General features: G+C 68.3%; 22 protein-coding genes. 11 read left to right on the forward strand and 11 right to left on the reverse strand.

Annotated features, from left to right (window positions below):
* Positions 1–88: 88 nt before the first annotated feature.
* Positions 89–1,690 carry a methyl-accepting chemotaxis protein gene (locus tag TSO352_RS17540; protein WP_247872223.1) on the forward strand — a complete coding sequence of 534 codons (1,602 nt, stop codon included), beginning with the start codon at positions 89–91 and terminating at the stop codon, positions 1,688–1,690.
* Between the two features lie 107 nt (positions 1,691–1,797).
* Here the strand turns inward: TSO352_RS17540 and TSO352_RS17545 are convergent, their stop codons facing one another.
* Positions 1,798–2,658 (reverse strand): SDR family oxidoreductase, encoded by an 861-nt coding sequence (locus TSO352_RS17545; protein ID WP_109108604.1) that lies wholly within the window; start codon positions 2,656–2,658, stop codon positions 1,798–1,800.
* A 354-nt stretch (positions 2,659–3,012) separates the two neighbouring features.
* Between TSO352_RS17545 and TSO352_RS17550 the strand changes: the two genes are divergently transcribed.
* The 3 genes from TSO352_RS17550 (at position 3,013) to TSO352_RS17560 (ending at position 6,220) form a co-directional block, all read left to right on the forward strand.
* The gene (locus TSO352_RS17550) at positions 3,013–3,237 is read left to right on the forward strand and encodes a hypothetical protein (RefSeq protein ID WP_109108605.1); all 225 of its coding nucleotides are present in this window, start codon (positions 3,013–3,015) and stop codon (positions 3,235–3,237) included.
* Between the two features lie 184 nt (positions 3,238–3,421).
* Positions 3,422–4,912 carry a hypothetical protein gene (locus TSO352_RS17555; protein ID WP_109108606.1) on the forward strand — a complete coding sequence of 497 codons (1,491 nt, stop codon included), beginning with the start codon at positions 3,422–3,424 and terminating at the stop codon, positions 4,910–4,912.
* Positions 4,913–5,011: 99 nt separating this feature from the next.
* Entirely contained in the window at positions 5,012–6,220 is a 1,209-nt protein-coding gene (locus TSO352_RS17560) for a glycosyltransferase family 4 protein (RefSeq protein ID WP_247872224.1), read from the forward strand.
* Positions 6,221–6,250: 30 nt separating this feature from the next.
* Here TSO352_RS17560 and TSO352_RS17565 read toward each other — a convergent pair whose 3' ends face one another.
* Positions 6,251–7,594, reverse strand: coding sequence for a tetratricopeptide repeat protein (locus TSO352_RS17565; RefSeq protein WP_247872225.1), 1,344 nt, complete (start codon positions 7,592–7,594; stop codon positions 6,251–6,253).
* A 649-nt stretch (positions 7,595–8,243) separates the two neighbouring features.
* Here TSO352_RS17565 and TSO352_RS17570 point away from each other — a divergent pair.
* Both TSO352_RS17570 and rlmJ read left to right on the forward strand, forming a co-directional pair.
* Positions 8,244–8,900, forward strand: coding sequence for a transglycosylase SLT domain-containing protein (locus tag TSO352_RS17570; protein ID WP_247872226.1), 657 nt, complete (start codon positions 8,244–8,246; stop codon positions 8,898–8,900).
* Between the two features lie 116 nt (positions 8,901–9,016).
* Positions 9,017–9,859, forward strand: coding sequence for a 23S rRNA (adenine(2030)-N(6))-methyltransferase RlmJ (gene rlmJ / locus TSO352_RS17575; protein ID WP_109108609.1), 843 nt, complete (start codon positions 9,017–9,019; stop codon positions 9,857–9,859).
* A gap of 118 nt (positions 9,860–9,977) precedes the next feature.
* Here rlmJ and TSO352_RS17580 read toward each other — a convergent pair whose 3' ends face one another.
* The 8 genes from TSO352_RS17580 to TSO352_RS17610 all read right to left on the reverse strand — a co-directional run bounded on the left by TSO352_RS17580 (position 9,978) and on the right by TSO352_RS17610 (position 17,636).
* A complete protein-coding gene (locus TSO352_RS17580; RefSeq protein ID WP_109108610.1) occupies positions 9,978–10,586 on the reverse strand; it encodes a phasin family protein in 609 nt (202 codons plus the stop codon).
* A gap of 238 nt (positions 10,587–10,824) precedes the next feature.
* The gene (locus tag TSO352_RS17585) at positions 10,825–11,862 is read right to left on the reverse strand and encodes a branched-chain amino acid ABC transporter permease (RefSeq protein ID WP_109108611.1); all 1,038 of its coding nucleotides are present in this window, start codon (positions 11,860–11,862) and stop codon (positions 10,825–10,827) included.
* A 4-nt stretch (positions 11,863–11,866) separates the two neighbouring features.
* On the reverse strand, positions 11,867–12,754 hold the full coding sequence (locus TSO352_RS17590; RefSeq protein WP_109110707.1) for a branched-chain amino acid ABC transporter permease: 888 nt from the start codon (positions 12,752–12,754) through the stop codon (positions 11,867–11,869).
* Between the two features lie 98 nt (positions 12,755–12,852).
* Positions 12,853–14,085 carry an ABC transporter substrate-binding protein gene (locus tag TSO352_RS17595; RefSeq protein WP_109108612.1) on the reverse strand — a complete coding sequence of 411 codons (1,233 nt, stop codon included), beginning with the start codon at positions 14,083–14,085 and terminating at the stop codon, positions 12,853–12,855.
* Positions 14,086–14,102: 17 nt separating this feature from the next.
* Entirely contained in the window at positions 14,103–14,270 is a 168-nt protein-coding gene (locus TSO352_RS33265; RefSeq protein ID WP_158284603.1) for a hypothetical protein, read from the reverse strand.
* A gap of 12 nt (positions 14,271–14,282) precedes the next feature.
* Positions 14,283–15,575 carry a cation:proton antiporter gene (locus TSO352_RS17600; RefSeq protein WP_109108613.1) on the reverse strand — a complete coding sequence of 431 codons (1,293 nt, stop codon included), beginning with the start codon at positions 15,573–15,575 and terminating at the stop codon, positions 14,283–14,285.
* A 298-nt stretch (positions 15,576–15,873) separates the two neighbouring features.
* A complete protein-coding gene (locus TSO352_RS17605; protein ID WP_109108614.1) occupies positions 15,874–16,347 on the reverse strand; it encodes a MarR family winged helix-turn-helix transcriptional regulator in 474 nt (157 codons plus the stop codon).
* Between the two features lie 227 nt (positions 16,348–16,574).
* The gene (locus TSO352_RS17610) at positions 16,575–17,636 is read right to left on the reverse strand and encodes an enoyl-CoA hydratase/isomerase family protein (RefSeq protein WP_109108615.1); all 1,062 of its coding nucleotides are present in this window, start codon (positions 17,634–17,636) and stop codon (positions 16,575–16,577) included.
* A gap of 307 nt (positions 17,637–17,943) precedes the next feature.
* On the opposite strand from TSO352_RS17610, the gene TSO352_RS17615 reads away from it, so the two are divergent.
* The 5 genes from TSO352_RS17615 (at position 17,944) to TSO352_RS17635 (ending at position 22,434) form a co-directional block, all read left to right on the forward strand.
* On the forward strand, positions 17,944–18,837 hold the full coding sequence (locus TSO352_RS17615; RefSeq protein ID WP_109108616.1) for a diacylglycerol kinase family protein: 894 nt from the start codon (positions 17,944–17,946) through the stop codon (positions 18,835–18,837).
* Between the two features lie 19 nt (positions 18,838–18,856).
* Positions 18,857–19,756, forward strand: coding sequence for a metallophosphoesterase (locus tag TSO352_RS17620; protein ID WP_109108617.1), 900 nt, complete (start codon positions 18,857–18,859; stop codon positions 19,754–19,756).
* Between the two features lie 118 nt (positions 19,757–19,874).
* Complete coding sequence (hemB, locus tag TSO352_RS17625; RefSeq protein ID WP_247872227.1) at positions 19,875–20,879, forward strand: porphobilinogen synthase; 1,005 nt, start codon at positions 19,875–19,877, stop codon at positions 20,877–20,879.
* Positions 20,880–21,048: 169 nt separating this feature from the next.
* Positions 21,049–21,540, forward strand: coding sequence for a YbhB/YbcL family Raf kinase inhibitor-like protein (locus tag TSO352_RS17630; RefSeq protein WP_199231751.1), 492 nt, complete (start codon positions 21,049–21,051; stop codon positions 21,538–21,540).
* 33 nt (positions 21,541–21,573) lie between these two features.
* Positions 21,574–22,434: a helix-turn-helix transcriptional regulator gene (locus TSO352_RS17635; RefSeq protein ID WP_109108620.1), complete on the forward strand. Its 861-nt coding sequence runs from the start codon at positions 21,574–21,576 to the stop codon at positions 22,432–22,434.
* Here the strand turns inward: TSO352_RS17635 and TSO352_RS17640 are convergent.
* On the reverse strand, positions 22,406–23,059 hold the full coding sequence (locus TSO352_RS17640; RefSeq protein WP_109108621.1) for a TetR/AcrR family transcriptional regulator: 654 nt from the start codon (positions 23,057–23,059) through the stop codon (positions 22,406–22,408). The two genes, TSO352_RS17635 and TSO352_RS17640, sit on opposite strands and share 29 nt — an antisense overlap.
* Between the last annotated feature and the right edge of the window lie 42 nt (positions 23,060–23,101).

The raw sequence follows: 23,101 nt of genomic DNA on the forward strand, positions 1-23,101 counted from the left end.
GAATCCGCTCGCACGTGTTGGCGTCGGTCCGAAAATCTATTCCGTTGTGTTCCTTCTCAGCGCTGTCACGGTCGGGCTGTTCGCGTACATGAGCAGCACCCTGAACAGGGTCGATGACAGCTATTCCCTCCTGATCAGCACCGATGTCCGCTTCGCCCAGAGCGTCGAGCGGATGCGTGGTGACGTCGCCAATTTCGGGCGCCAGGTGAACAACCTTCTGCTGCTGCAGGATCCGTCCGGGGTTCCGGCCCTGGTCAAGACGATGTCGGGCATCCAGGCAAAGATCGCCGAATCCGAGGCCGAGATCACGCGCCTCGTCAAACCGGAACACCGGGCCACCGTCAGCCGGATGAGCGAGATACTGGCGTCAGTCAAGCGCGCCATCCCGGAGATCGTCACCGCGAAGGAAAACGCCGACCACGCCGGGGCGATGGCGCTCTACGGCAAGGAAGGGCGGCCGCTGATCGTCGAGGCCTTCAACACCGCCGCCAAACTGTCGGACGACGTGAACGTCGAAGTCGGCAAAGCGTCGGACCGGTTGAGCGACGAAACCGATACCGCCACTTGGCGGTCGATCATGGTCGTCACCGTCATGCTCGCTCTGGGTAGCGCCGTTTCGGTGGTCATCGCGGTGTTCGGCATCGGCCGCCCGATCCGGGCGCTGGGGGTGGTCATGGGGCGGCTGGCGAGCGGCGATGCGTCCGTGACCGTCGACGGCAGCGATCGCGGCGACGAGGTCGGGGCGATGGCGCGGACGGTCGAGATCTTCAAGCAGAACCTGGTCCGCAACCGCCAGATGGAGGAGGAGGCGCGGGTGGCCGAACAGCGCGCCGCCGCCGAGAAGACGCGCGCCATGAACGACCTCGCCACCAGCTTCGAGGCCAGCGTGCAGGGTGTGGTGGGCGCGGTGTCGACCGCCGCCAACCAGCTTCAGGGCAACGCCCAGGGCATGTCGTCGGTCGCCGAGGAAACCACGCGGCAGGCCTCCTCCGTGGCGGCGGCGAGCGAGCAGACGCTGTGCAACGTCCAGACCGTGGCGTCGGCAGCGGAACAACTGTCCAGTTCGATCAGCGAGATCGCGCGCCAGTTGGAAACCGCCACCCGCATCAGCCGTTCCGCCGTGGATGAGGCGCAACGCACCAACACGACGGTCGAAAGCCTCGCCCAGGCGGCAGAGCGGATCGGCAGCGTCGTGCAGCTGATCCAGGAAATCGCCAGCCAGACCAACCTGCTGGCGCTCAACGCGACCATCGAGGCGGCCCGGGCGGGCGAGGCCGGCAAGGGCTTCGCCGTCGTCGCATCGGAGGTGAAGAGCCTCGCCAACCAGACCGCGCGGGCGACGGAGGAGATCTCCGGCCAGATCCAGGCGATCCAGAAGGAAACCCAGGGGGCGGTCGGCGCCATCCGCGGCATCGCCGACACCGTGCAGCAGGTGAACCAGATCGCCACGTCCATCGCGTCGGCGGTGGAGGAGCAGACCGCGGCCACCGGCGAGATCTCGCGCAACGTCCAGCAGGCCGCGCAGGGGACCGCCGAAGTGTCGCGCAGCATCGTCAGCGTGAACGAGGCGTCGCAGGAGGCCGGCCGGTCCGCCTCGGACGTGCTGCAGGCCGCCGGCAGCCTCGGCGTCCAGGCCCATGAGCTGCGCGCATCGGTCAATGACTTCATCACCCGCATCCGCGCCGCCTGACCGCCACCACGAACCGGTCCTCACGGCCCGTCATGCCATAACGTCATGAAAAGGCCCCCTGCACCCATGGTGCGGGGGGCCTTTCCGATTCCGCCAGGGTTGCGGCCTCAGCCGTTCACCACCGTGCCGCCGTTCGGGTGCAACACCTGCCCCGACATGTAGGACGAGTCGTCGGAGGCCAGGAACACGTAGGATGGGGCAACCTCGTCAGGCTGGCCGGCGCGCTTCATCGGCACGTTGCCGCCGAAGCTCGCGACCTTCTCCTCGTCGAAGGTGGAGGGGATCAGCGGAGTCCAGATCGGCCCCGGCGCAACGGCGTTGACGCGGATGCCGCGCTCGGCCAACGCCATCGACAGCGACCGGGTGAAGGCGACGATGGCGCCCTTGGTCGCCGAATAGTCGAGCAGTTCCGGGCTGCCCTTGTAGGCGGTGACCGAGGTGGTGTTGATGATGCAGGCCCCCTCGTGCATGTGCGGCAGGGCGGCCTTTACCATGAAGAACTGAGCGAAGATGTTGGTGCGGAAGGTCCGCTCCAACTGCTCCGCGGTGATGTCCTCGATCGACTTCTGCGGGTGCTGCTCGGCAGCGTTGTTGATCAGGATGTCGATCCGGCCGTGCTCGCCGATCATCCGCTCGACCGCCTTGCGGCAGGTGTCCTCCTGGCCGGCGTCGCCGCTGAGGATGGTGCAGGGCTGCCCCTCCGCCTCCACCAGACGGCGGGTTTCGCGGGCGTCCTCGTCCTCGTTGAGGTACAGGATGCCAACCTTCGCCCCTTCGCGCGCGTACAGAACGGCGATCGCCCGGCCGATGCCGCTGTCGCCGCCGGTGATCAGCGCCACCTTGTCGCGCAGCTTGCCACTGCCGCGGTAGCCGGGTCTGGTTTCCGACGGTTGAGGTGTCATCGGAGCCTGATGGCCCGGTTGGGTGTTCTGGTGTTGGGGCGGCTGTCGGCTCTCTTGCTGAGCCATTGGCATTCTCCTTGCTGGCCAGTCCTCATCGGAGACTCGGATGGGATGCGTTGCACAATGACAACAGCCTCCAATGCGCCGCGTTCCGGCTGACGGCGGGCAGGAACAATCGGTCACATCGGCCTGTTACTTGGCCGGATGACGCGAAAGAGGATGTCGATGCCGGATTGCTCGCCTCGAAAGGGGGCGGAGATCGCGCCGTTTGTCGGACTGGTACGACCGAGGATCATGCCCGTAAGATGGTCGGGAATGCCCTTTCGGCGGACTTCCCGGCAACGGCGGAGCCACCGGACGTATCACGGTTGATCGTGTCCCAGGGGTAATCCCCGGCGACCCATCCGGGAACGACAGAAGATGAAGCGTGTGACGATGACCGATATCAACGCCTATCTGGATGGCGCCCTGGATGACCAGGAGCGTACGGAGTTCGAAAACGCGGTGGAGGGTGATCCCGACGCCAAGGCGCTGCTCGCCCTCCACCGCCAACATGTGGAGGAGCTTCATCGCCTGTACGACCCGGTCCTGAACGAGGAGGTTCCCCCACGCATGCTTGACCTGTTGCGCAAGCGGAACGGTTGACGCCGCCGCTGCTCCGCCGCGGGCCCGCGTCCGGCACGGGCGTGGTCGCGGCGGTGGCCGCATTTTTTTCATCCCTCACGCCTCGCCATGCGCTATGGGAGACGCGGTGGCCGGACGCCCCTCCCCCGGCCCTTTCCCGGGCGACCCGTCCCAGGCGGGCACGACCGGATCGGACGGATGAAGCATGGCGCGCAGACGAGCGGAACCGAGCATCCTGCTCGGTCCCATCCTGTATTTCCGTGGTGAGCAGCGTGACCGCTGGTGGCTGTCGGCGCTGTTCGTGCTGGACGGCGAGGTCGAACCTGACGACTTGCGGGTGGACGGCGTCACGCTGCCCGTGCCGCCCCGCCATCTGGCCGCCTGGCGTCGCCGCCATGTCTGGCGTTTCGACTTTGCGGTGCCGCGCGGCATGCGGGACACCGACGTCGCCTATGGCTTTCCCGACGGGCCATCCTGGAGCGTGGTCATTCCGGGTCGGTCATCCTATCCACGGATAGCGGTTCTTTCCGGAAGCGGAATGAATGGCGGGGCCTCGGCGGAACGCGATGAGCCGGCGCTGTGGCCCGAATTGACCGAGCAGCACCGCAGCGACCGCTACCATCTGATGCTGCACACCGGCGGGCAGGTCGACGGCAACGCCGTGCTGGAGGCTTCCCCGCAGCTTGCCGCCTGGGCCGGCGCGCGGGCGGGCCGCCCGGCTCTGGCCGGTCTGGCCGAAGAGATGATGAACGCCGGGTTCGAACGTTACCTCCGGACCTGGAGCGGCGCGGCGGCGGCGCAGGCGCTGGCCTCGATCCCATCGGTGATGATGTGGGACGGCCACGACCTCGGCGATGCGCTGGCCGCTGCCTGGGAAGGGCACGGTGAGGCCGACGACGCCACCCGGACGTTGCGTCCGCTGGTGATGGCCGCGCGCCGGCATGTCCAACTGTTCCAGACCGGCTCGGTCCCCGACGCGCCGCCGGACAGCCTGTGGGGCTCCGCCTGCGGCACGCTGGCGCAAGGCTTCACCGTGGGCGAGGCCGGGCTGCTCGCGCTCGACCTGTGGAGCGACCGCAGCCGCGGACGGATGCTGTCGGAGCGCAGTTGGGTCCTGCTGCCGGACTGGCTGAACCGCTTCGCCCAATGCCGCCACCTGATCCTGCTCAGCGGCACGCCGCTGCTGGCCCCGGGCATCGGCCTGCTCGACCGCCTCGGCGCCCTGCCCGGCGCGCTGCCGGGCGCGCTGGTGCCGGACGCGGTGCGCCGGCGGCTGGGTGGGATGTGGCCGGCGCACCGACGCCGCGCCGACTGGGAACGGATGGTCGGCGTCCTGGCCGATTTCTCGCGGCGGAGCGGCTGCCGGGTCACCGTCGCGTCGGGCGGGCTCGCCGGGGTGGCCGGCCGCGGTGTGCTGCGCGGTGGCGGGTTGGAGATGTGGCAGCTTTATGGCCCCGGCTTTGCCGTCGCCCCTGCATCGGGCTGGCGGTCGCGTCTGCTGGGCGGGCACCTGCTGGGCGCCCGGCACGACCACACCCTGCCGGGCCACCGGTTCGAACTGCCGGCCTTTGCCGATGGCGGACGGCGCACGCTGGAGGGACGCGGCTGGCTCGCCTGCACCTTCGACGGCAAGGGCCAGTTGCACGCCCGCTGGTGCCTTCCCGGCTCGCCCGGCCGCCACGTCCAGGCGATTTGACCGGGTCTTACGCCGCAACCATCCGGCGGTGTCGCGGCAAAGACACCCGCGCCTTGCGTGCAAGATGGTTGAACCCCGGCTGCACACCCGGCTAGGCTCATGGCGTTTTTGCCATCGCCCAAGGTCGTCATGACGCGCAACTTCGCCATCACGTGGCAACTCACGGAGATTCACGGCTGGGGGATGGTCGGGGTCCACACCGCCCTGCACCTGATGGAGCGCGGCGCTCCCCCGCTTCTGCTGGACACCCCGGCGTTGGAGACCCTGCGGCCGGAGAACCGGGCCAAGCTGGAAGGGCTGCTTGAGCCTCACCGGCGCTTCATGGCGCAGGCGGCGGCGTACGCCGGAACGACCATCGTGGTCCCGGACGTCGACATGCTGCACGCGCTGGGGAACGGCTTTGACGGCGCTCCGATGAGGCAGTCGTTCCGGGGGCGAAACAACATCGGCGTCATCGCCTTCGAAGACACGCGGTTCGACGCGGCGGTTCTGGAGCGGGCACGCTCCTTCGACCGTCTGGTGGTTCATTCCACCTACAACCGCGACCTGCTGGTCGAACAGGGTTTCACCGACGTCGGTCTGGCGTTCCAGGGCATCGACCCGACCGAGATCCGGCCGCTGCCGCCGACCGGGCGTTTCGGCGACCGTTTCGTCGTGTTCTCCGGTGGCAAGCTGGAGTTCCGCAAGGGGCAGGACATCGTCCTGTCCGCCTTCCGCGCGTTCCAGCAACGCCATCCGGAGGCGCTGCTGGTCACCGCGTGGCAAAGCCCGTGGCCCGGCCTGGCCGAGAGCATCGCGGAATCGCCGTTGACCCGCGTCCCGCCGGACATCGGGCCCGACGGGCGCCTGGACGTCGTCGGCTGGGCGACCCGCTACGGCATCCCGCCCGACGCCGTGGTCGACCTGGGCATGCTCGGCCGTGGCGACATCGCGTCGGTGCTGGCCGACTGCAACGCGGCGGTGTTCCCCAACCGGTGCGAGGGGGCGACCAACCTCGTCGCGATGGAGGCGATGGGCTGCGGCGTGCCGGTCGTGCTGTCGGCCAACACCGGCCATCTCGACCTGATCGGCCCGGCCGACGCCCCACATTGCTGGCCGCTGACCCGGCAGACCCAGCTGTTCAGCCCGCAGGGGCGGCGCAAGGGCTGGAAGGAGTCCTCGGTCAACGAGACGGTGGCCCATCTGGAGACCATCCACGCCGACCGCGAGGAGGCGAAGCGCCGCGCCCAGCGCGCGCTGGCCTTCATCCACGGCCAGCGCACCTGGAGCCGGTTCGCAGAAACCTTCATCGAGGCGTGCAGCGTCTGACCCGGCCACAGCCGGCCAGTCGGCGGGAGACTACGTTGCCGGCCGCTCCACCACGAACAGCAGGCCGGCGACCGGCACGCCCTTTTCCCGGCGCGGCGCGCAAGGCTCGATCAGCCGGATGGTGAATCCGGCCGCCGCGGCGGTGTCGCGCACATAAGCCTGGGTGTGGGCGTAGCGGCGGGTCGCCCCCAGGATGATGGGGTCCGGCGACTCGTCGGGCAGACGCTCCACCGTGGCGGCGAAGCGGCCACCCGGCACCAGCGCCCGCGCCGCCGCCGCGAAGACCGGCGCAAGGTCGCCGATGTAGACCAGCACGTCGGCCGCCACCAGCAGGTCCCAGGCGCCCAGCGCATCGCCGGACCCAGGGGCCATCGCGTCCACCACGTCGCCGACGCCCAGCGCGTCGTAGAGGCCACGTTGCCGGGCCTTCTCCACCATGCGTGGCGACAGGTCGACACCGGCCAGATGCCCGGCCAGCGACCGGAACACGACACCGGCCAGCCCGGTGCCGCAGCCGAGGTCGAGCACCCGCGAGCCCGCCGCTGGCGCAGGACCGCCGAGCCGGTCCACCGCCGCCCGCAGCAACTCCGGCGCGGCGTATCCCAGCTTGCCGACCAGATCCTGGTCGAAGCGGTCGGCGTAGCGGTCGAACAGGGCACGGACATAGGCGGCGGACAGGTCGGCACCCTCCCCGGCTTCCAGCGCCGTGATCAGCCGTTCAATGGCGAAGGCGTCATCTCCGTCGGCCAGCGCGCGGGCGTGCCGCAACGCCGCCAGCGCCTTCACCGGCTCCTGCAGCGCCAGCCAGCCGCGGCCCAGCGCCTGATGGACCGCCGCGTCGTCATCGAACCGGTGCGCCAGCGGTTGCAGCAGTTCAACCGCCGCCAGCGCGTCGCCGGCCTCGGTCAGCGCCTCGGCCAGAGCCAGGGCGGCGTCGCGGTCGTCGGGACGCAGGGCCACCGCCTCCCGGAACTCATCCAGCGCCTCTTCTTTATGGCCGGTGGCGGACAGGCAGCGCGCCAGCCCGAGTCGGGCCGGGGCCGAATCGCTCCGCTCGGCCGTCAGCGCCGCGTAGATCGCGTGCGCAGCATCAAAATTTCCGCAACGCAGCAGCGCTTCGGCATGGCTGAGCCGCCACGACCAGCCGGTGGGATCCAGGGCGACGGCGCGTCCGAAAGCCAACGCCGAAGCCGCTGCGGCGGTGCCGTCGGCAATCCCGCCGAAAGCGTCGGCCAGCGCGGCCCAGGCCTCGCCGTTCGTCGGATCGGCGGCGACGACCGCCTGGAATCCACGAGCGGCTGCGGTGAAATCCCCGGCATAGAGCCGGTCGTAACCCAACCGGAACAGTTGATCGAGATCGGGGGCGGACGGCACTCCCGCAATGGACGGCTCCGCGGACACGGATGTGATCCCTCAAAGATCGGGCTTCGGCCGGAGGAAAGCCGTCGGCCCGGAGATCCCGCATCCGCCCGTCGCCGGGGCCATCCCGGCCGTCCCTGCGGCACCACCCACGCCGCCGGCATCGAGTCCGGGGCAATGGGGCGGCAAATCTTACTGCCCCAACATGCTGCGCTGCGCAAGGGGGTGGTGAAAATCGTCCGAACGTGTGATTCCGGCGACACGCGGTCGCAGTAGCCCCTTTTTCATAGGGTCTCCGGCCGACGTCCATGGCCGATCGAGCCACCCCTTTCGAATGTGTCGGCGACCGAGGGGATTCAAAGGCTTACCAGCCGGTCCCATGGGCCTAGACCGTCCGTCCTGCACCCCCGGGTGACATCGGTCGGACGAAAGCTGTGGTATTACCAGGGTGCAATCGTGTTGACGATGGATCAAATTTTTGGAAGTGTGGCCCCGGCGCCCGATTGGGAGGCGCTGAACACTTGGGTAGGAGGCGGTCACCGTAAGCGACTCGGTGACCGGAACAACGGCCCCGCGCAGGGGGTCAAACAGCTGCCGTGACAGCCGATTGGGCAACGGGGCGACACACAGAAGGAGATCAGGGATGCAGGGACGAAAACAGCGCGTGAGCACCACAAGGGGTGGACGCTTCGCACTGGCTGCCGGACTGCTGACGGCTCCGCTGGTGACCCTGGCGGTCGCGACGCCCGCGATGGCCCAGTCGAAGGAAAGCTGCGTCACCCACGCCGTCGAGGCCGAACAGCAACTCGGCATTCCCTCCGGCATGCTGGTGGCGATCGCGCTGGTCGAAAGCGGTCAGGACGGTGCCCCCCATCCCTTCGCCATGAGCCTTCAGGGCCGCGCCTATTACGCCCGCAGCGTCAGCGACGCCGCACGCCATCTGCGCGACCAGCGCGGCCAGATCCGCTCCAACACCTTCGTCGGCTGCATGCAGCTGTCGGTGGCCAGCCACCGCGGCGAGTTCCAGCCGGTGGAACGCATCGTGGAGCCGCGCGACAACGTCTTCTACGCCGGCCAGATGCTGGTCCGCTTCCATGGCGAGGAAGGCAACTGGAAGACCGCGCTGGCGCGCTACAACGGCGGTTCCGGCCGTCGTGCCCAGGCCTATGTTTGCAAGATCTGGCAGAGCCTGTCCGAGCTCGACCCGCAGAGCGCCAAGCTGCTCGCCTCGTCCCGTTGCGAGGACACCGATCCCGTCAGCGTCGCCCCGCGCACCCGCCGCAGCTTCCGCAACGCGCAGCAGGTCGCCGCGATCAACTGAGCACACCGTCCGAGCACTCCCCAAGAGCCCCGTCCCGCCGCTGCCGGTTCATCCGGCAGTCATCGCCCGCACCGTGGGGCTGGCGCCGTGGGGCTTGATCGGGTAGATCCCGGCGTATGAACTACCGCCACATCTTCCACGCCGGCAACCCGGCCGACGTGATGAAGCACGCCGTCCTGGCGCTGATCCTCGATCACCTGCGCGCCAAGCCGGCGCCCTTCTGCGTGATCGACACCCATGCCGGGATCGGCCGCTACGACCTGACCTCCGACGCGGCCCGCAAGACCGGGGAGCATGAGGACGGCATCGGCCGGCTGTTCGGCAGGACGCCGCCGCACGCGGCGCTGACGCCCTATCTGGACGCCGTCGGCGCCCTCAATCCCGATGGCTCACTGCGCTGGTATCCCGGCTCCCCCCGCATCGCCCGCGCCGCCTTGCGCCCGCAGGACCGTCTGGTGCTGGTCGAACTGCACCCGGAAGACGCCCGCAGCCTGAAGGCGGAGTTCGCCGACGACCGGGCGGTCGCCGTGCACCAGGGCGACGCCTACACCGCGCTGAAGGCGCATCTGCCGCCCAAGGAGAAGCGCGGGCTGGTGCTGATCGACCCGCCGTTCGAGCAACCGGATGAGTTCACGCGCATGGCCGAGGGGCTGGCCCTGGCCCACCGGCGCTGGTCCAACGGCATCTTCGCCCTGTGGTACCCGATCAAGGAGCGGGCGGCCGTCTGGCGTTTCCAGGACGCGGTCGAGAAGACCGGCATTCCCAAGATCCTGATCGCCGAACTGACCTGGCACCCCGAAGACACCCATCTGCGCCTGAACGGCTCCGGCCTGCTGATCGTCAACCCGCCCTGGCGGCTGGACGAGACGCTGCGCGCGATGCTGCCGGCCCTGCACGATGCCCTGCCGTCGACCGGCGGCGGCAGCGCGGTGAGTTGGCTGACGCCGGAGGCGCCGTAGAGGGCGGCCGCCCGGCCACAGAAAAACCGGCGACAGAAAAACCCCGGCCGTTGCCGGCCGGGGTCCAGGTCAGGATGGAAGTCGTTGCCGCCCGGCCCGCTGCCGGGCGGCCAAGCGATCAAACGGGGCGGTCGGCCTGCTGTGCGGCCGCGTCAACGCCGGCGTTCAGCTTGCTGACGGCATCGCTGGCGGTGCGGGCCGACATCTCGGAAATCTTCACGCTGCGGTTCAGCACCATCTGGACGCTGTCCTTCAGCATGCTGCTCTGCGCGGCGTAAAAATCGGGGACGGTACGGCTGCGCATCAGCGCGCCGACCCCCTCGGCGTTGCGGGTGGCGACGTCCTGCGCCAGCCCCAACCATTCGCGCACGGCGCTCTGCCAGCCACCGGCCAGCACGCTGCCGCACTGGACCATCACGTCCATGGTTTCGCGCGCCTTGCTGGCGACCTCCCCCTGGGCGTCACGGGACAGACCCAGCGCGCGCTGAAGCTGCCCGGACTGGCGGCCGGCCGCCTCGGTCATGGTGTCCGCAACCGATCGCGCGGTGTCGGCTCCCTGATCGGCGGCGCGGCGCCCGGCGTCGGCCGCCTCGTTGCCGATGGAGCGCGCCGCGTCGGCGGCCCGGTAGGTCGTGGCCTCGCCGTCCCGGGCCATCTGGTCGACCGCCCCCTGGGTGCGGGCAACGCCCTCACGGACGATGGAAGGCATGTCTTTGTCGGTAGCCATGCGGGATGCTCCTTGAATTGCTTCGTCCAGTTGGACGCTTCTTTCCAACGCTCGCGCCGGTCATTTTGCTGCACCGCCACACGAGATGCATCCTATAACACCGCATAAGCAGAACGTTCCAGAACGCAAAATAATAGGTTGCATACTTTCTTGCGAGGTACATGACGACTTGCAACCATTGTGTCGTCGATCTGCAATGAGTTTCGCGACATCTGCCGAAGGCTATTAAGACTCTTAATTACTTCGCCTTTTGCTGCCCCATCCGCGCCAGAACCTCGCCCGCGATGCCGCGGCGGAACAGCAGGACGCAGACGACGAAGATGACGCCGATGACCACCGGCACCGGCAGGCTGGTCGCCGCCAGATAGTTCTCCAGCGCCACCACCAGCCCGGCACCGACCACCGGGCCGAACAACGTGCCCATGCCGCCCAGCAGCGTCATCAGCACCACCTCGCCCGACATCTGCCACGTCACGTCGGTCAACGTCGCCAACTGGAAGACGATGGCCTTGGTCCCGCCGGCCAGGCCGGTCAGCGTCGCCGACAGCACGAAGGCCAGCAGCTTGTAGCGGTCGGTGCGGTAGCCAAGCGAGATGGCGCGCGGTTCGTTCTCGCGGATCGCCTTCAGCACCTGCCCGAACGGCGAATGCACCGTCCGCCAGATGATGGCGAACCCGATCAGGAACACCGCCAGCACGGTGTAGTACATCGCCAGCGGGTCGTTTAGATTGAACAAGCCGAACAGCGTGCCGCGCGGCACCGCCTGGATGCCGTCCTCGCCGTGGGTGAAGGGCAGTTGCAGCGCCAGGAAGAACACCATCTGGCTCAGCGCCAGCGTGATCATGGCGAAATAGATCCCCTGCCGGCGGATGGCGATGGCGCCGAAGGCGAGCCCCAGCACGGCGGCGGCGGCGGTGCCGAGCAGGATGCCCAGCTCCGGCGGCAGCCCCCATTCCTTCACCACATGGGCGGTGACGTAGGCGGCCGAGCCGAAGAAGGCGGCGTGGCCGAAACTGAGCAGTCCACCGAAGCCGATCAGCAGGTTGAAGGCGCAGGCGAACAGGGCGAAACACAGCACCTTCATCAGGAAGACGGGGTACAGCAGGAAGGGTGCGCCCAGCAGGACCGCCAGTGCGACCAGCGCCGCCAGCCGCCCGACCGTCGCTCCACCACGTCCGGCCGCCTCGCCAGCCGCCCTGCCGGCCGCGGCACCGGTCGCGGCGGGGGGCGCGCCCCGGGTGCCGCGCTGCGCGCCGCTTTGCGAATGAAGGCTCATGACGTCACCTCTCGCGTCCGAACAGGCCGGCGGGCTTGATCATCAGCACCACCGCCATGATGACGAAGACCACGATGTTCGAGGCCTCCGGATAGAACACCTTGGTCAGCCCCTCCAGCAGGCCCAGCCCATAGCCGGTCAGCACTGCCCCCAGGATCGAGCCCATGCCGCCGATCACCACCACCGCGAAGACGACGATGATCAGGTTGGAGCCCATCAGCGGCGACACCTGGTAGATGGGGGCCGCCAGCACGCCGGCCAGCCCGGCCAGGGCGACGCCGAAGGCGTAGGTCAGGGTCACCATCCGGGGCACGTTGATGCCGAACGCCTGGACCAGAACCGGATTTTCGGTCGCCGCGCGCAGGTACGCGCCGAGCTTGGTCTTCTCGATGGCGAGCCAAGTGCCGAGGCAGACAACCAGAGAGGCGACCACGACCCAGCCGCGGTAGTTCGGCAGGAACATGAAGCCCAGATTCTGGCCGCCGCGCAGCATCTCCGGGATCGGGTAGGGCTGGCCCGACACGCCGTACTGGTGACGGAACGCCCCCTCCACGATCAGCGCCAGCCCGAAGGTCAGCAGCAGCCCATAGAGATGGTCGAGCTGATAGAGCCGCGACAGCAGGGTCTTTTCCAGGATCACCCCGAACAGCCCGACGATCAGCGGCGCCAGCAGCAGCGCCCACCAATAGCCGATGCCCAACTGCGTCAGCAGCAGCCAGGACACGAAGGCGCCCATCATGTACAGCGCACCGTGCGCGAAGTTGATGACGTTCAACATGCCGAAGATCACCGCCAGCCCAAGGCTGAGCAGCGCGTAGAACGACCCGTTGATCAGCCCCAGCAACAGCTGTCCGAACAGCGCCTGGGGCGGAATACCGAAAATCGTCGCCATCATGAGCGTCGCTCTCCCCAACGGCATCGCCACCGTCCCGCGTCAGCAGCGCGGAAGCGGCGACGACGCCGTGTCCTCACGTCCGTCAGGCCCGCGCTTTACTTGGCGGCCAGCTTGCAGCCGCTTTCCTCCAAGGACGCGAAGGCCTCCTTGCCGGGAATGGTGCGCAGGATCTGGTAGTAGTCCCACGCCCCCTTCGATTCGGACGGCTTCTTGACGCGGGCCAGATACACGTCGTGGACCATGCGGCCGTTCGGCAGGATGGTGCCGTTCTTGGCGAACATGTCGTTGACCGGCATCTCCTTCATCTTCGCGGCGACGGTGGGGCCATCGTCGGTTCCAGCCGCCTCGACCGCCTTCAGGTAGTGGCGGACGGCGGAGTAGCTGCCGGCCTGCACCATCGTCGGCATCTTGCCGAAGCGGTCGAAGAACTTCTTGGACCAGGCGCGGGTCTCGTCGTCACGATCCCAGTAGAAGCCGGTGGTCAGCACCAGATCCTGCGCCACCGGCAGCCCAAGCGCGTGCACGTCGGACAGGAAGATCAGCAATCCCGCCAGCTTCTGCTGCCCGCTCTGGGTCAGGCCGAATTCCGACGCCTGCTTGATCGAGGTGATGGTGTCGCCGCCGGCGTTGGCCAGCCCGATGATCTTGGCACCCGACGACTGGGCCTGCAGCAGGAAGGAGGAGAAGTCGGCGGTGTTCAGCGGCGCCTTCACCGACCCGACCACCTTGCCGCCGGCCTTCTTCACTTCGGCCGATGTGTCGGCCTCCAGCTGATGGCCGAAGGCGTAGTCGGCGGTGATGAAGAACCAGCTGTCGCCACCCTCCTTCACGATGGCCTGACCCGTGCCGACGGCCAGCGCGTGGGTGTCGTAGGCCCAATGGAAACCGGTGGGCGAGCAGGCATCGCCGGTCAGGCGCGAGGTCGCCGGCCCTTCCATCAGGAAGATCGTCTTCTTCGCCTTCGTCACTTCCTGCACCGCCAGCGCGACGCCGGAGTTCGGCACGTCGACGATGGCATCGACCCCATCCTGGTCGATCCACTGCCGGGCGAGGTTGGAGCCGATGTCCGGCTTGTTCTGGTGGTCGGCGGTGATGATCTCGATCGGCTTGCCCAGGATCTTGTTGCCGAATTCCTCCGCCGCCATGCGGGAGGCGACGACCGATCCCTCACCGCCAAGGTCGGCGTAGAGGCCCGAACGGTCGTTCAACACACCGATCTTGACCGTGTCGCCGGACAGCTTGCCCTGCTGGGCCGCGGCCGGCCCGACGGACAGGGCACCGATGGTCAAAGCGGTCAGGGCGGCACCGGTCAGAAGACGTGCGATCATGCGTGATTTCCTCCCCCTCAGCGTTGCGTTGCGCGTGGTTGCGGGTGATCGGACAGCGATCCCCGGACGGTCGCGTCGACGCACGGCAAAGGTTTCATCGGAAACCGTTGCGGCGTCCGCGCCGCCCCTTCCCATTCACTATGCAGGCGCAGCGCCTTGTAAGCGAAGCGGAATTTCAGCTTCACGAACAATTTTCATCAAGGGTCGGGCGAAACGCGGGCTTTTTCCATTCGGGGGTGTATGGCGCGGCCGGGCGGCGCGTCGACGGCGCGACGGCGCTGGTCGACTCGGCGCATCACCGGGGTCACGGTGGTGCCGTGGACGATGATCGACAGCAGCACGATCACCCCCGTCACCGCCCAAAGCGCGTTCGGAACGTCGAATTCAGCCGCGTTCAGCGCATAGGCGATGTAATAGACGCTGCCGATGCCGCGGATGCCGAAAAAGCCGATCGCGAGCTTCTCCCCCAGCGGCATGCGGACACCGGCCAAGCCGGCCAAGCCGGCCAGCGGACGCACGACGAACAGGATCACGACGGCCGCGCCGATCGCGCCCCAGGACAGCGGGTCGATCAACCCGTGGGCCAGCGTGCCGCCGAACAGCACCAGCATCAGCATCATCAGGAGCCGTTCGGTCTGTTCGATGAAGTCGTGCAGGCGCTCGTGATAGTGGCTGTTGCGCTCCGCGTCGCGCAGGGCCAGCGCCGCCACGAACACCGCCAGGAAGCCATAGCCGCCGACCAGTTCGGTGATGCCATAGGCGATCAGCGTGATGCCCAGCGACACGAACCCGTCGCCGGTGCGCGACAGGTTGGCTCGATTCGGAACGCGGAAGGTGACGAAGGCCAGGAGCTTGCCCACCAGCCACCCCATCCCGATCCCGGCCGCCAGCTTCCACACCACGTCCAAGCCGAACCAGTGCAGCAGCGCCCCCCAGGGCTGGTTGCCGTTCAGCAGCGCCACCGCAATGGCGAGATGCACGAAGGGAAAGGCCAACCCGTCGTTCAGCCCCGCTTCGGAGGTCAGGCTGAAGCGGATCTCGTCCTCCTCGCCCGAACGCGGCGGGCCGACCTGGATGTCGGAGGCGAGGACCGGATCGGTCGGGGCCAGCGCCGCACCCAGCAGGATCGCCGCCGCCGGCGGAAAGTCCAGCCACAGCCAGCCGATCAGCGCGATGGCCAGGATCGACAGCGGCATGGTGATGCCCAGCAGCCGCCAGGTTATCATCCAGGTCCGCCAGCCGATGCGGCGGTCCAGCTTCAACCCGGCGCCCATCAGCGCGACGATGACGATCAGTTCGGTCAGCCGCTCGGTCGCGTCGGGGAAGGCCAGCGGTTCGGGGTTTTCCAGCGGGAAGAAGGTGAAGGCCGCGTATCCCAGCCCGACGCAGATGATCGGCAGCGAGAGCGGCAGTTCCTTCAGCACCATCGGCAGCCACGCCACCAACAGCACCAGGACCCCGACCCCCACCAGCATGACGACGTAAGACATGCACCATCCGTTTCCTTGGCGCCCCTTGCGCACTGGTCGGACGCGCAAGCAGGCAAACCCTTCTCAACAGGCGATCACACCGGATGGTTCACCAATGGGATGCACCGGAGGGTGATGGGCCGTCGGATGCGGATTTTGAGAAACGGAAAGGCCGGCTCGGTTGGCGCTGCCCCTTCGTCTTGCGACCACCCGAACAGCAGGGCGTTGCAGGAGTCGGATGAAGAGGCGTTGCCAGAGATGCCGCCCGCGGGAGCCGGAAACCGCGGGGGCCGTCTGACGGTGAAACGAGAACGCGGCGTCAGGCCGCGGAGGTCATCGGAAAGCCGCTGTAATCGAGCGAAGCCGACCAGAAGCGCTCCAGCTTGCGCAGGGTTTCGTTCGCCTTGGTCAGTTCCTCGTCGCTGAAACCGGCCTTTTCCAGGGCGGTCAGGTGACGTTCGAACATGATGCTGATCTTTTCGCGCAGATCGAGACCCTTCTCCGACAGGCGGACGCGCACCGACCGACGGTCGTGCGGCGAACGTTCCTGGCCGAGATAGCCGTTCTCGACCATCTTCTTGACGTTGTAGGAGACGTTGGAGCCCAGATAGTAACCACGCGCGGTCAGTTCGCCGACCGTCATCTCATCTTCGCCGATGTTGTACAGGATCAGGCTTTGGACGTTGTTTATGTCCTGGATCCCCAACCGGTCCAACTCGGTCTTAAGCACCTCGAGAAAATGGCGGTGAAGCCGTTCAATCAACAGGATGCTTTCGTAATAGGGTTTGCGCACCGCGGTCTCCTTTGGCTCTAACCGGCCGTTCCCCGCGCAAGGACGTTACCGGGACCTTAGGGCGAGATTAACCGATCATTCGTCGGCAATCATCCTAATAATTCCGGAAAAAGCCATGCACAACCGGTGTTTCCTTGCAGATTTATAGGTTTCCCCCACCCGAACGTTCAGGAACGGGTGGGGTGGTATTAACTTACGACCTATGCGGGACTGGCCGGCGGTGTGATTCAGTCGCGGAACACCAGGTCGCCGCCCGCCGGCTCGGCGAAATGACGCTCCACGTCGGACGGGCCGACATCGGCCAGACTGGCCGGCTTCCATGCCGGATTCTTGTCCTTGTCGACCAGAACCGCACGGATGCCCTCGTAGAAGTCGTCGCCGGCCAAGCAGGCGAGACTGAGGCGCAGTTCCTGGACCATGCAGCCTTCGAAATCCAGCTTGGCCCCGCGGCGCAGCGCCGCCAGCGTGATCTTCAGGCTGGTCGGCGACACCCGGCGCAGCGTGGCGAGCTGGCCGGCGGCCCAGTCGGTGCCCTCCGCCTCCAGCGCCGTGACGATGGCCTCCACGCTGTCGAAGGCGTAGCAGCGGTCGACCGCCGCGCGGACCGCGGTCACCGCCGCCTCGCCGGCGTCGCCGCGCCGGGCCGCGACCACCTCGTCCGCCGGGGTGCCGGCGGCCAGATCGTCGATCAGCGCGTCGAGTCCGGCGCTGGGCACGAAGGCGTCGGCGGCGCCGATCGCCAGCATGTCCGCCGCCTTCAGCCGGTCGCCGGTCAGGCCGAGCCAGACGCCGACCTGCCCCGGCAGGCGCGGCAGGAAGTAGGTGCCGCCGACGTCGGGATAGAGGCCGATCCCGGTTTCCGGCATGGCGAACAGCGTGCGTTCGGTGACGATGCGGTGGGTGCCGTGCTCCGACAGGCCGACGCCGCCGCCCATGGAGATGCCGTCGATCAGCGCGACATAGGGCTTGGACAACCGCTTGATCCGGCGGTTCAGCACATACTCCTCGCTGAAGAAGGCGCGGATCGGCGCCCCGTCGCCCGTCCCCTGCTTGGCCGCCTTGCCGGCCTCGTACAGGCTGACGACGTCGCCGCCGGCGCAGAAGGCCTTCTCGCCCGCGCCGCGAATCACCACGGCCTTGACCGCCGGATCGGCGTCCCAGGCCCGCAGCTGCGGATCGAACAGCCGGATCATGCCGAGGGTGAGCGCGTTCAGCGCCTTCGGCCGGTTGAGCGTGACGAGGCCGATGGCGCCCCGACGTTCGAACAGAATCTCAGCAGCGTCGCTCATCGTCTTGGTTTTTCTCGGTTATCGTTGTGGCTTCGGGCGGTGGCGGGCCGGTCCCCGATCGCAAGCGCCCACAAGGGGCCTTGCGGCGGCACGGGAGCCGACCGGCGCCGATGATACGGGACCGTGCGGCGCTGTCAAACCAACCATACGGATGCGGATGTTCAGGCGCTGCGCAACCATCGGGCCGCGCCGGCAAAAGGAACATCGCGCCTCTTGGACCGTTGCGCCCACGCTCACATCTGTTGTCGATCCATCCCAACGAAAGCCCGACGCCGATGCCTGTTTCCCTGACGCCGCGGCCCCGATCATGAAGGTCGGCATCATCCTGAACCAACAGGCCGGATCGCTGGTCGGTCGGCCGATCGACGCGGCCAAGGAGACGATCCGCACCGCCTTCGAACGCCACGGCGCCACGGTGGATCTGCACGCGGTCGACGGACCGCAATGCACCGAGACGATTCGCCGGGTGCTGGACTCGGACGCCGAGATGGTCGTGGTTGGCGGCGGCGACGGGACGCTGCACAGTGCGGTCACGCTGGCGCTGCCGACCGGCAAGGCGCTGGGCGTCCTTCCCCTGGGAAGCCTCAACCTGTTGGCGCGTGATCTTCATATTCCACTTGAGCTTGAGGCCGCGGCCCAGGCGCTGGCGGAGGGGCGGTTGCGTGCCATCGACATCGCCGAGGTGAATGGCGAGCCCTACACCAACAGCTCGATCCTCGGTTTCTACCCGTCGGTCGTCCAGGAGCGCGAACGCCAGCGCAAGCAGCACCGGCTGCTGAAATGGCCGGGCGCGGCGCTGGCACTGGCCAAGACGCTCTATCGGCTGCCGATGCTCGACGTCCGGCTCGATTGGGGCGACGGGCCGCGCCGCATGCGGACGCCGATCCTGGTGGTGTCCAACAACGTCTATGACGACGGATTCGGGCTGATCCTGAGCCGGCAGGCGCTGGACGCCGGAAAACTGGGCGTCTATGTGGCGCGGGAACGGAACGCCTTGGCGATGCTGCGGTTGATGGGGCGTCTGGTCGCCGGGTCCTGGAAGCAGGACGAGGCGCTGGACACTTACGCGGTCACCAGCCTGACCGTCCACAGCCGCCGCCATCATCTGCGGATGGTCAACGACGGCGAGGTCCGGAAGATGGTGGCACCGCTGCATTACCGGATTCGTCCGGGAGCACTGAAGGTTCTGGCGCCCTCTTGAGACAACGGATGAGGTTGGCGTGAAACGGCTCGCTCACATCTCCGACCTGCATTTCGGGCGGATCGACCAACGCGTCGTCGATGGGCTGCTGGCCGACCTGACGGCGCAGAGCCCCGACATGATCGTCATCTCCGGCGATCTCGTGCAGCGCGCCAAACCGCGCCACTTCGAGGAGGCGCGGGCCTTTCTCGACCGATTGCCCTTTCCTTACATGGTCGTACCGGGAAATCATGACATCCCGGTTTACAATGTGTTCCGCCGCTTCACCAACCCGTTCGGCCATTACCGCCGCTACATCAGCAGCGATTTCAGCCCGCTGCACGTCGACGATGAGCTGGCGGTGCTGGGCATCAACACGGCGCGGCCGGTGATCATGGACTTCTCCGAAGGGCGGATGAACCACCGGCAGATCGAACGGGTGCGCGAGGTGTTCTGCGACATGCCCGACACCGTGTTCAAGGTGCTGTTCACCCACCACCCGTTCCTGCCGCCACCCGACCTGCCCCGCACCCGGCTGGTCGGCCGGCATAAGCTGGTGCTGCCGGCGTTGGAGCATTGCGGCGTCGATCTGCTGCTGGCCGGCCACCTGCACAAGGCCTACTCCGGCGACATCATGAGCTTCCACACCCAGGTCGCCCGGTCGATCCTGGTCGCCCAGGCCTCCACCGCCACCTCGACCCGCCTGCGCAACGAGGCCAACGCCTACAACCTGATCACCGTCGACCAGCCGCAGGTGACCTTCGAGGTGCGGTCGTGGGAGGGGGCCTTCTTCACCGGCGGGCTGGTGTCGACCTACCGCAAGCACGGGCAGCGCTGGGCGCTGCAGGCGCAGGACACCGGATTCCGTCCGGTCGCCGGACGGTCCCTGGGCGCAGTGGCGGGCGCAGCCGGGGGCGCGGCGGAAAGTCCGGCGGCATGAGACGCATGCAACGCAGCAGCCGGTGGTCCGAAGGTGCCGGGCACGGCCCAACGGCTTGAGTTCCCTCTGCGGGAAGGCGTAGGATCGCCGCACTCGTACTAAGTGCATGGTTTCCGCGATGCCGATCTCCCTGCCCGCCTCCTTCCCGCGCACCCGTCTGCGGCGCAACCGTGCCGACGCCTGGACGCGCCGTCTGGTCGCCGAGAACACCCTGACCGTCGACGACCTGATCTGGCCGGTCTTCGTGATCGAAGGCGAAAACCGGCGGGAGCCGGTGGCTTCCATGCCCGGCGTCGAGCGCCTGACCATCGACCTGCTGTGCGAAGCGGTGGCGCAGGCCGGCTCGCTCGGGATTCCCTGCGTCGCGCTGTTCCCGGTCGTCGGCTCCGACTGCAAGTCTGAGGACGCGGCCGAAGCCTATCGCCGGGACAACCTGATGAACCGCGCCATCCGCGCGGTGAAGGCGGCGGCGCCCGACGTCGGCATCCTGGGCGACGTGGCGCTCGACCCCTACACCAGCCACGGCCATGATGGCATCCTGCGCGACGGCTACATCCAGAACGACGAGACGGTCGAGGTCCTGGTCCGCCAAGCGCTGTCGCAGGCGGAAGCCGGCGTCGACATCATCGCCCCGTCCGACATGATGGACGGCCGCATCGGCGCGATCCGCGACCGGCTGGACGCCGAAGGGCACCAGCTCGTCCGCATCTGCTCCTACGCCGCCAAATACGCGTCGGCCTTCTACGGCCCGTTCCGCGACGCGGTGAACTCCGGCGGGTTCCTGAAGGGCGACAAGACGACCTACCAGATGAACCCGGCCAACACCGACGAGGCGCTGCGCGAAGTCGCCTGCGACCTGCAGGAGGGCGCCGACATGGTGATGGTGAAGCCCGGCCTGCCCTATCTCGACATCATCCGCCGGGTGAAGGACGCCTTTGCGGTGCCGACCTTCGCCTACCATGTCTCGGGGGAATACGCGATGCTGCGCGCCGCCGCCGGCAACGGCTGGCTGAACTACGACAAGGCGCTGCTGGAGACCCTGATGGGCTTCAAGCGCGCCGGCTGCGACGCCATCCTGACCTACGGCGCCGTCGACGCGGCCAAGCTGTTGCGGCAGGGCTGAGCCGGGCGGAACTGAACAGTTCCGGATCGTCTTTGAGCAGATCGGGGCCGCGGAGCGATCCGCGGCCCCGTATCGTTCGGCCATCCCGTCATGGATGGAGACCTTCCCGATGGCCCCGATTCGCACCGCCCTGCTGACCGCCGCCCTGCTGTCGGCCGCCACGCCCGCGATGGCGTTCGAGCTGCGCAGCCCCGACTTCACCGCCAACACCCCGATCCCGGAGCGCAATGTCTTCGCCGGATTTGGCTGCACCGGCGGCAACCAGTCGCCGACCCTGAGTTGGAGCGAGCCGCCCGCCGGCACCCGCAGCCTCGCCGCCACCGTCTACGACCCCGACGCGCCGACCGGCAGCGGCTGGTGGCATTGGGTGGTGTTCAACCTGCCGGTCCAGACCCGCGCTCTGCCGGCCGGCGCCGGCGACCCGGCCAAGCCGGCCCTGCCGGCTGGCGCGGTGCAGAGCCGCACCGATTTCGGCGGCCCCGGCTATGGCGGCCCCTGCCCGCCGCAGGGCGACACGCCGCACCGCTACATCGTCACCGTCCATGCCCTCAAGGTCGAGTCGCTGCCGCTGCCGGCCGACGCCTCCGGCGCCATGGTCGGCTTCAACCTGAACGCTGCCACCATCGCCAAGGCGACGCTGACCGCCCGCTATGGCCGTTGATCGCGCCGCGGCGGCGACCGTAGAGTGATCGCCATGGGTCCCGACCTCCTCGCTCGCCTGTCCCGCTTCGCCGCCCGCGACCATCGCCCGGACGGAAGCGACCGGCCGCAGCGCCCGGCGCTGTGGTCCTTCGTCGCCCACGACCGCGAGCGGATGGCCGACGTGCGGATCGAGCGCACCGCCCTGATCGCCGTGCTGGAGGGCACCAAGGAGGTCGTCGATCCCTCCGGCACGCTGCGGCGCTTTCCCACCGGCACGGCCATGCTGCTGCCGCCGGGCTGGTTGGGATCGGTGGTGAACGAGCCCAGCGACGGCGGCCGCTACCGCGCCCTGGTGCTGGAGTTTCCCGCCGACATGGTGCGCCGGCTGCTGCGGGCCCATGGCACCGAGGGCTTGGGCCCGCGCGCCCGGCCGGGGGAATGGCGGGTCACCCTCACGCCGGGGCTGACCGACGCCATCGACCACGCCGCCGCCGGCCTGACCGCCGACCCGGCCCTGCCGCCCAAGCTGGCCCAGCATCGCTGCATGGAGGTGCTGCTCGCCCTGCTGGAGGATGGCGTGTGGTGGCTCGGCCCCATCGCGCCGACCGGCGCCGCCGACGCCGTGCGCCAGTTGGTGCGCACCCGACCCGACCACGCCTGGACGGCGGAGGGGGTGGCCGGCGCGCTGAATCTCAGCACCGGCACGCTGCGCCGCCGCCTGTCGGACGAGGGCAGTTCCGTCCGCCGCATCCTGACGGAGGAACGGGTCGCCCACGCCCGCGACCTGCTGGAACGCGAGGGTCTCAGCGTGCAGGAGGCGGCGGAAGCCTGCGGCTACGCCAACCGTTCCCACTTCGCGCGGCGGATCCGGGAATCGACCGGGGTCAATCCGTCGGGTCTGCGGGGCGGCTGACCACGCCACCACCGGCGGCGGTGCCATGGGCGCGCAGCAGCGCCGCGACCGAGTCGGCGACCACCCGCTCCGGGTCGGCGGTCACCGGCAGGCCGAGCATGGTCGGCCAGAACAGCACCTCCTTGATGCCACCCAGCAGTTGGGTCGCCACCACATGCGGGTCGGGCGCGTTCAGCCGGCCGCGCGCGTGCTGCGCCGCCAGATAGCCGTCGAGCAGCGCGTAGGCGTGGCTCTTGCCGCCCTCCAGATAGTCCTGCGCCAGTTCGGGAAAGCGCTGGTGCTCGGCGATCACCAGCCGCAGCAGCCCGCGCACCTCCGGCCGGCGCATGTGGATGAGCAGCGACCGCAGGAAGGCCGGCAACGCCTGCTCCGGCGGCTGGTCCGGCGGCATGGTCAGTCCGCCGTCGGTGTAGAAGCCTTCATAGAGGCGGGACACCACGGCCTGGAACAGGTCGCGCTTGCCAGGGAAATGGTTGTAGACGGTGCGTTTCGACACCCCGGCGTCGGCGGCGATGGCGTCCATCGACGACGCCTCGTACCCGTGCGTCAGGAAGGCGCTGGTCGCCGCCTCCACCACCGCGTCCCGTTTGGCCGATCCGCGCGCACCCGCCTGAGCTGTTGACATTCCCCATCCCCGAAGTACACTGCACAGTGTAGTGTATTTGTT

The sequence above is a fragment of the Azospirillum sp. TSO35-2 genome, from assembly GCF_003116095.1.
In the GTDB taxonomy this organism is placed as follows: Bacteria; Pseudomonadota; Alphaproteobacteria; order Azospirillales; family Azospirillaceae; genus Azospirillum.

Excerpts from the sequence above, each read along its gene's own strand:
- TSO352_RS17615 (WP_109108616.1), top strand. The coding sequence starts at position 17,944 with ATGAAGGTCGGCATCATCCTGAACCAACAGGCCGGATCGCTGGTCGGT.
- TSO352_RS17585 (WP_109108611.1), bottom strand. The coding sequence starts at position 11,862 with ATGAGCCTTCATTCGCAAAGCGGCGCGCAGCGCGGCACCCGGGGCGCG.
- TSO352_RS17630 (WP_199231751.1), top strand. The coding sequence starts at position 21,049 with ATGGCGTTCGAGCTGCGCAGCCCCGACTTCACCGCCAACACCCCGATC.
- TSO352_RS17610 (WP_109108615.1), bottom strand. The coding sequence starts at position 17,636 with ATGAGCGACGCTGCTGAGATTCTGTTCGAACGTCGGGGCGCCATCGGC.
- TSO352_RS17635 (WP_109108620.1), top strand. The coding sequence starts at position 21,574 with ATGGGTCCCGACCTCCTCGCTCGCCTGTCCCGCTTCGCCGCCCGCGAC.
- TSO352_RS17545 (WP_109108604.1), bottom strand. The coding sequence starts at position 2,658 with ATGGCTCAGCAAGAGAGCCGACAGCCGCCCCAACACCAGAACACCCAA.
- TSO352_RS17600 (WP_109108613.1), bottom strand. The coding sequence starts at position 15,575 with ATGTCTTACGTCGTCATGCTGGTGGGGGTCGGGGTCCTGGTGCTGTTG.
- hemB (WP_247872227.1), top strand. The coding sequence starts at position 19,875 with ATGCCGATCTCCCTGCCCGCCTCCTTCCCGCGCACCCGTCTGCGGCGC.
- TSO352_RS17560 (WP_247872224.1), top strand. The coding sequence starts at position 5,012 with ATGGCGTTTTTGCCATCGCCCAAGGTCGTCATGACGCGCAACTTCGCC.
- TSO352_RS17580 (WP_109108610.1), bottom strand. The coding sequence starts at position 10,586 with ATGGCTACCGACAAAGACATGCCTTCCATCGTCCGTGAGGGCGTTGCC.
- TSO352_RS17590 (WP_109110707.1), bottom strand. The coding sequence starts at position 12,754 with ATGGCGACGATTTTCGGTATTCCGCCCCAGGCGCTGTTCGGACAGCTG.
- TSO352_RS17540 (WP_247872223.1), top strand. The coding sequence starts at position 89 with ATGAGCAGCACCCTGAACAGGGTCGATGACAGCTATTCCCTCCTGATC.
- rlmJ (WP_109108609.1), top strand. The coding sequence starts at position 9,017 with ATGAACTACCGCCACATCTTCCACGCCGGCAACCCGGCCGACGTGATG.
- TSO352_RS17550 (WP_109108605.1), top strand. The coding sequence starts at position 3,013 with ATGAAGCGTGTGACGATGACCGATATCAACGCCTATCTGGATGGCGCC.
- TSO352_RS17595 (WP_109108612.1), bottom strand. The coding sequence starts at position 14,085 with ATGATCGCACGTCTTCTGACCGGTGCCGCCCTGACCGCTTTGACCATC.
- TSO352_RS17640 (WP_109108621.1), bottom strand. The coding sequence starts at position 23,059 with ATGTCAACAGCTCAGGCGGGTGCGCGCGGATCGGCCAAACGGGACGCG.
- TSO352_RS17555 (WP_109108606.1), top strand. The coding sequence starts at position 3,422 with ATGGCGCGCAGACGAGCGGAACCGAGCATCCTGCTCGGTCCCATCCTG.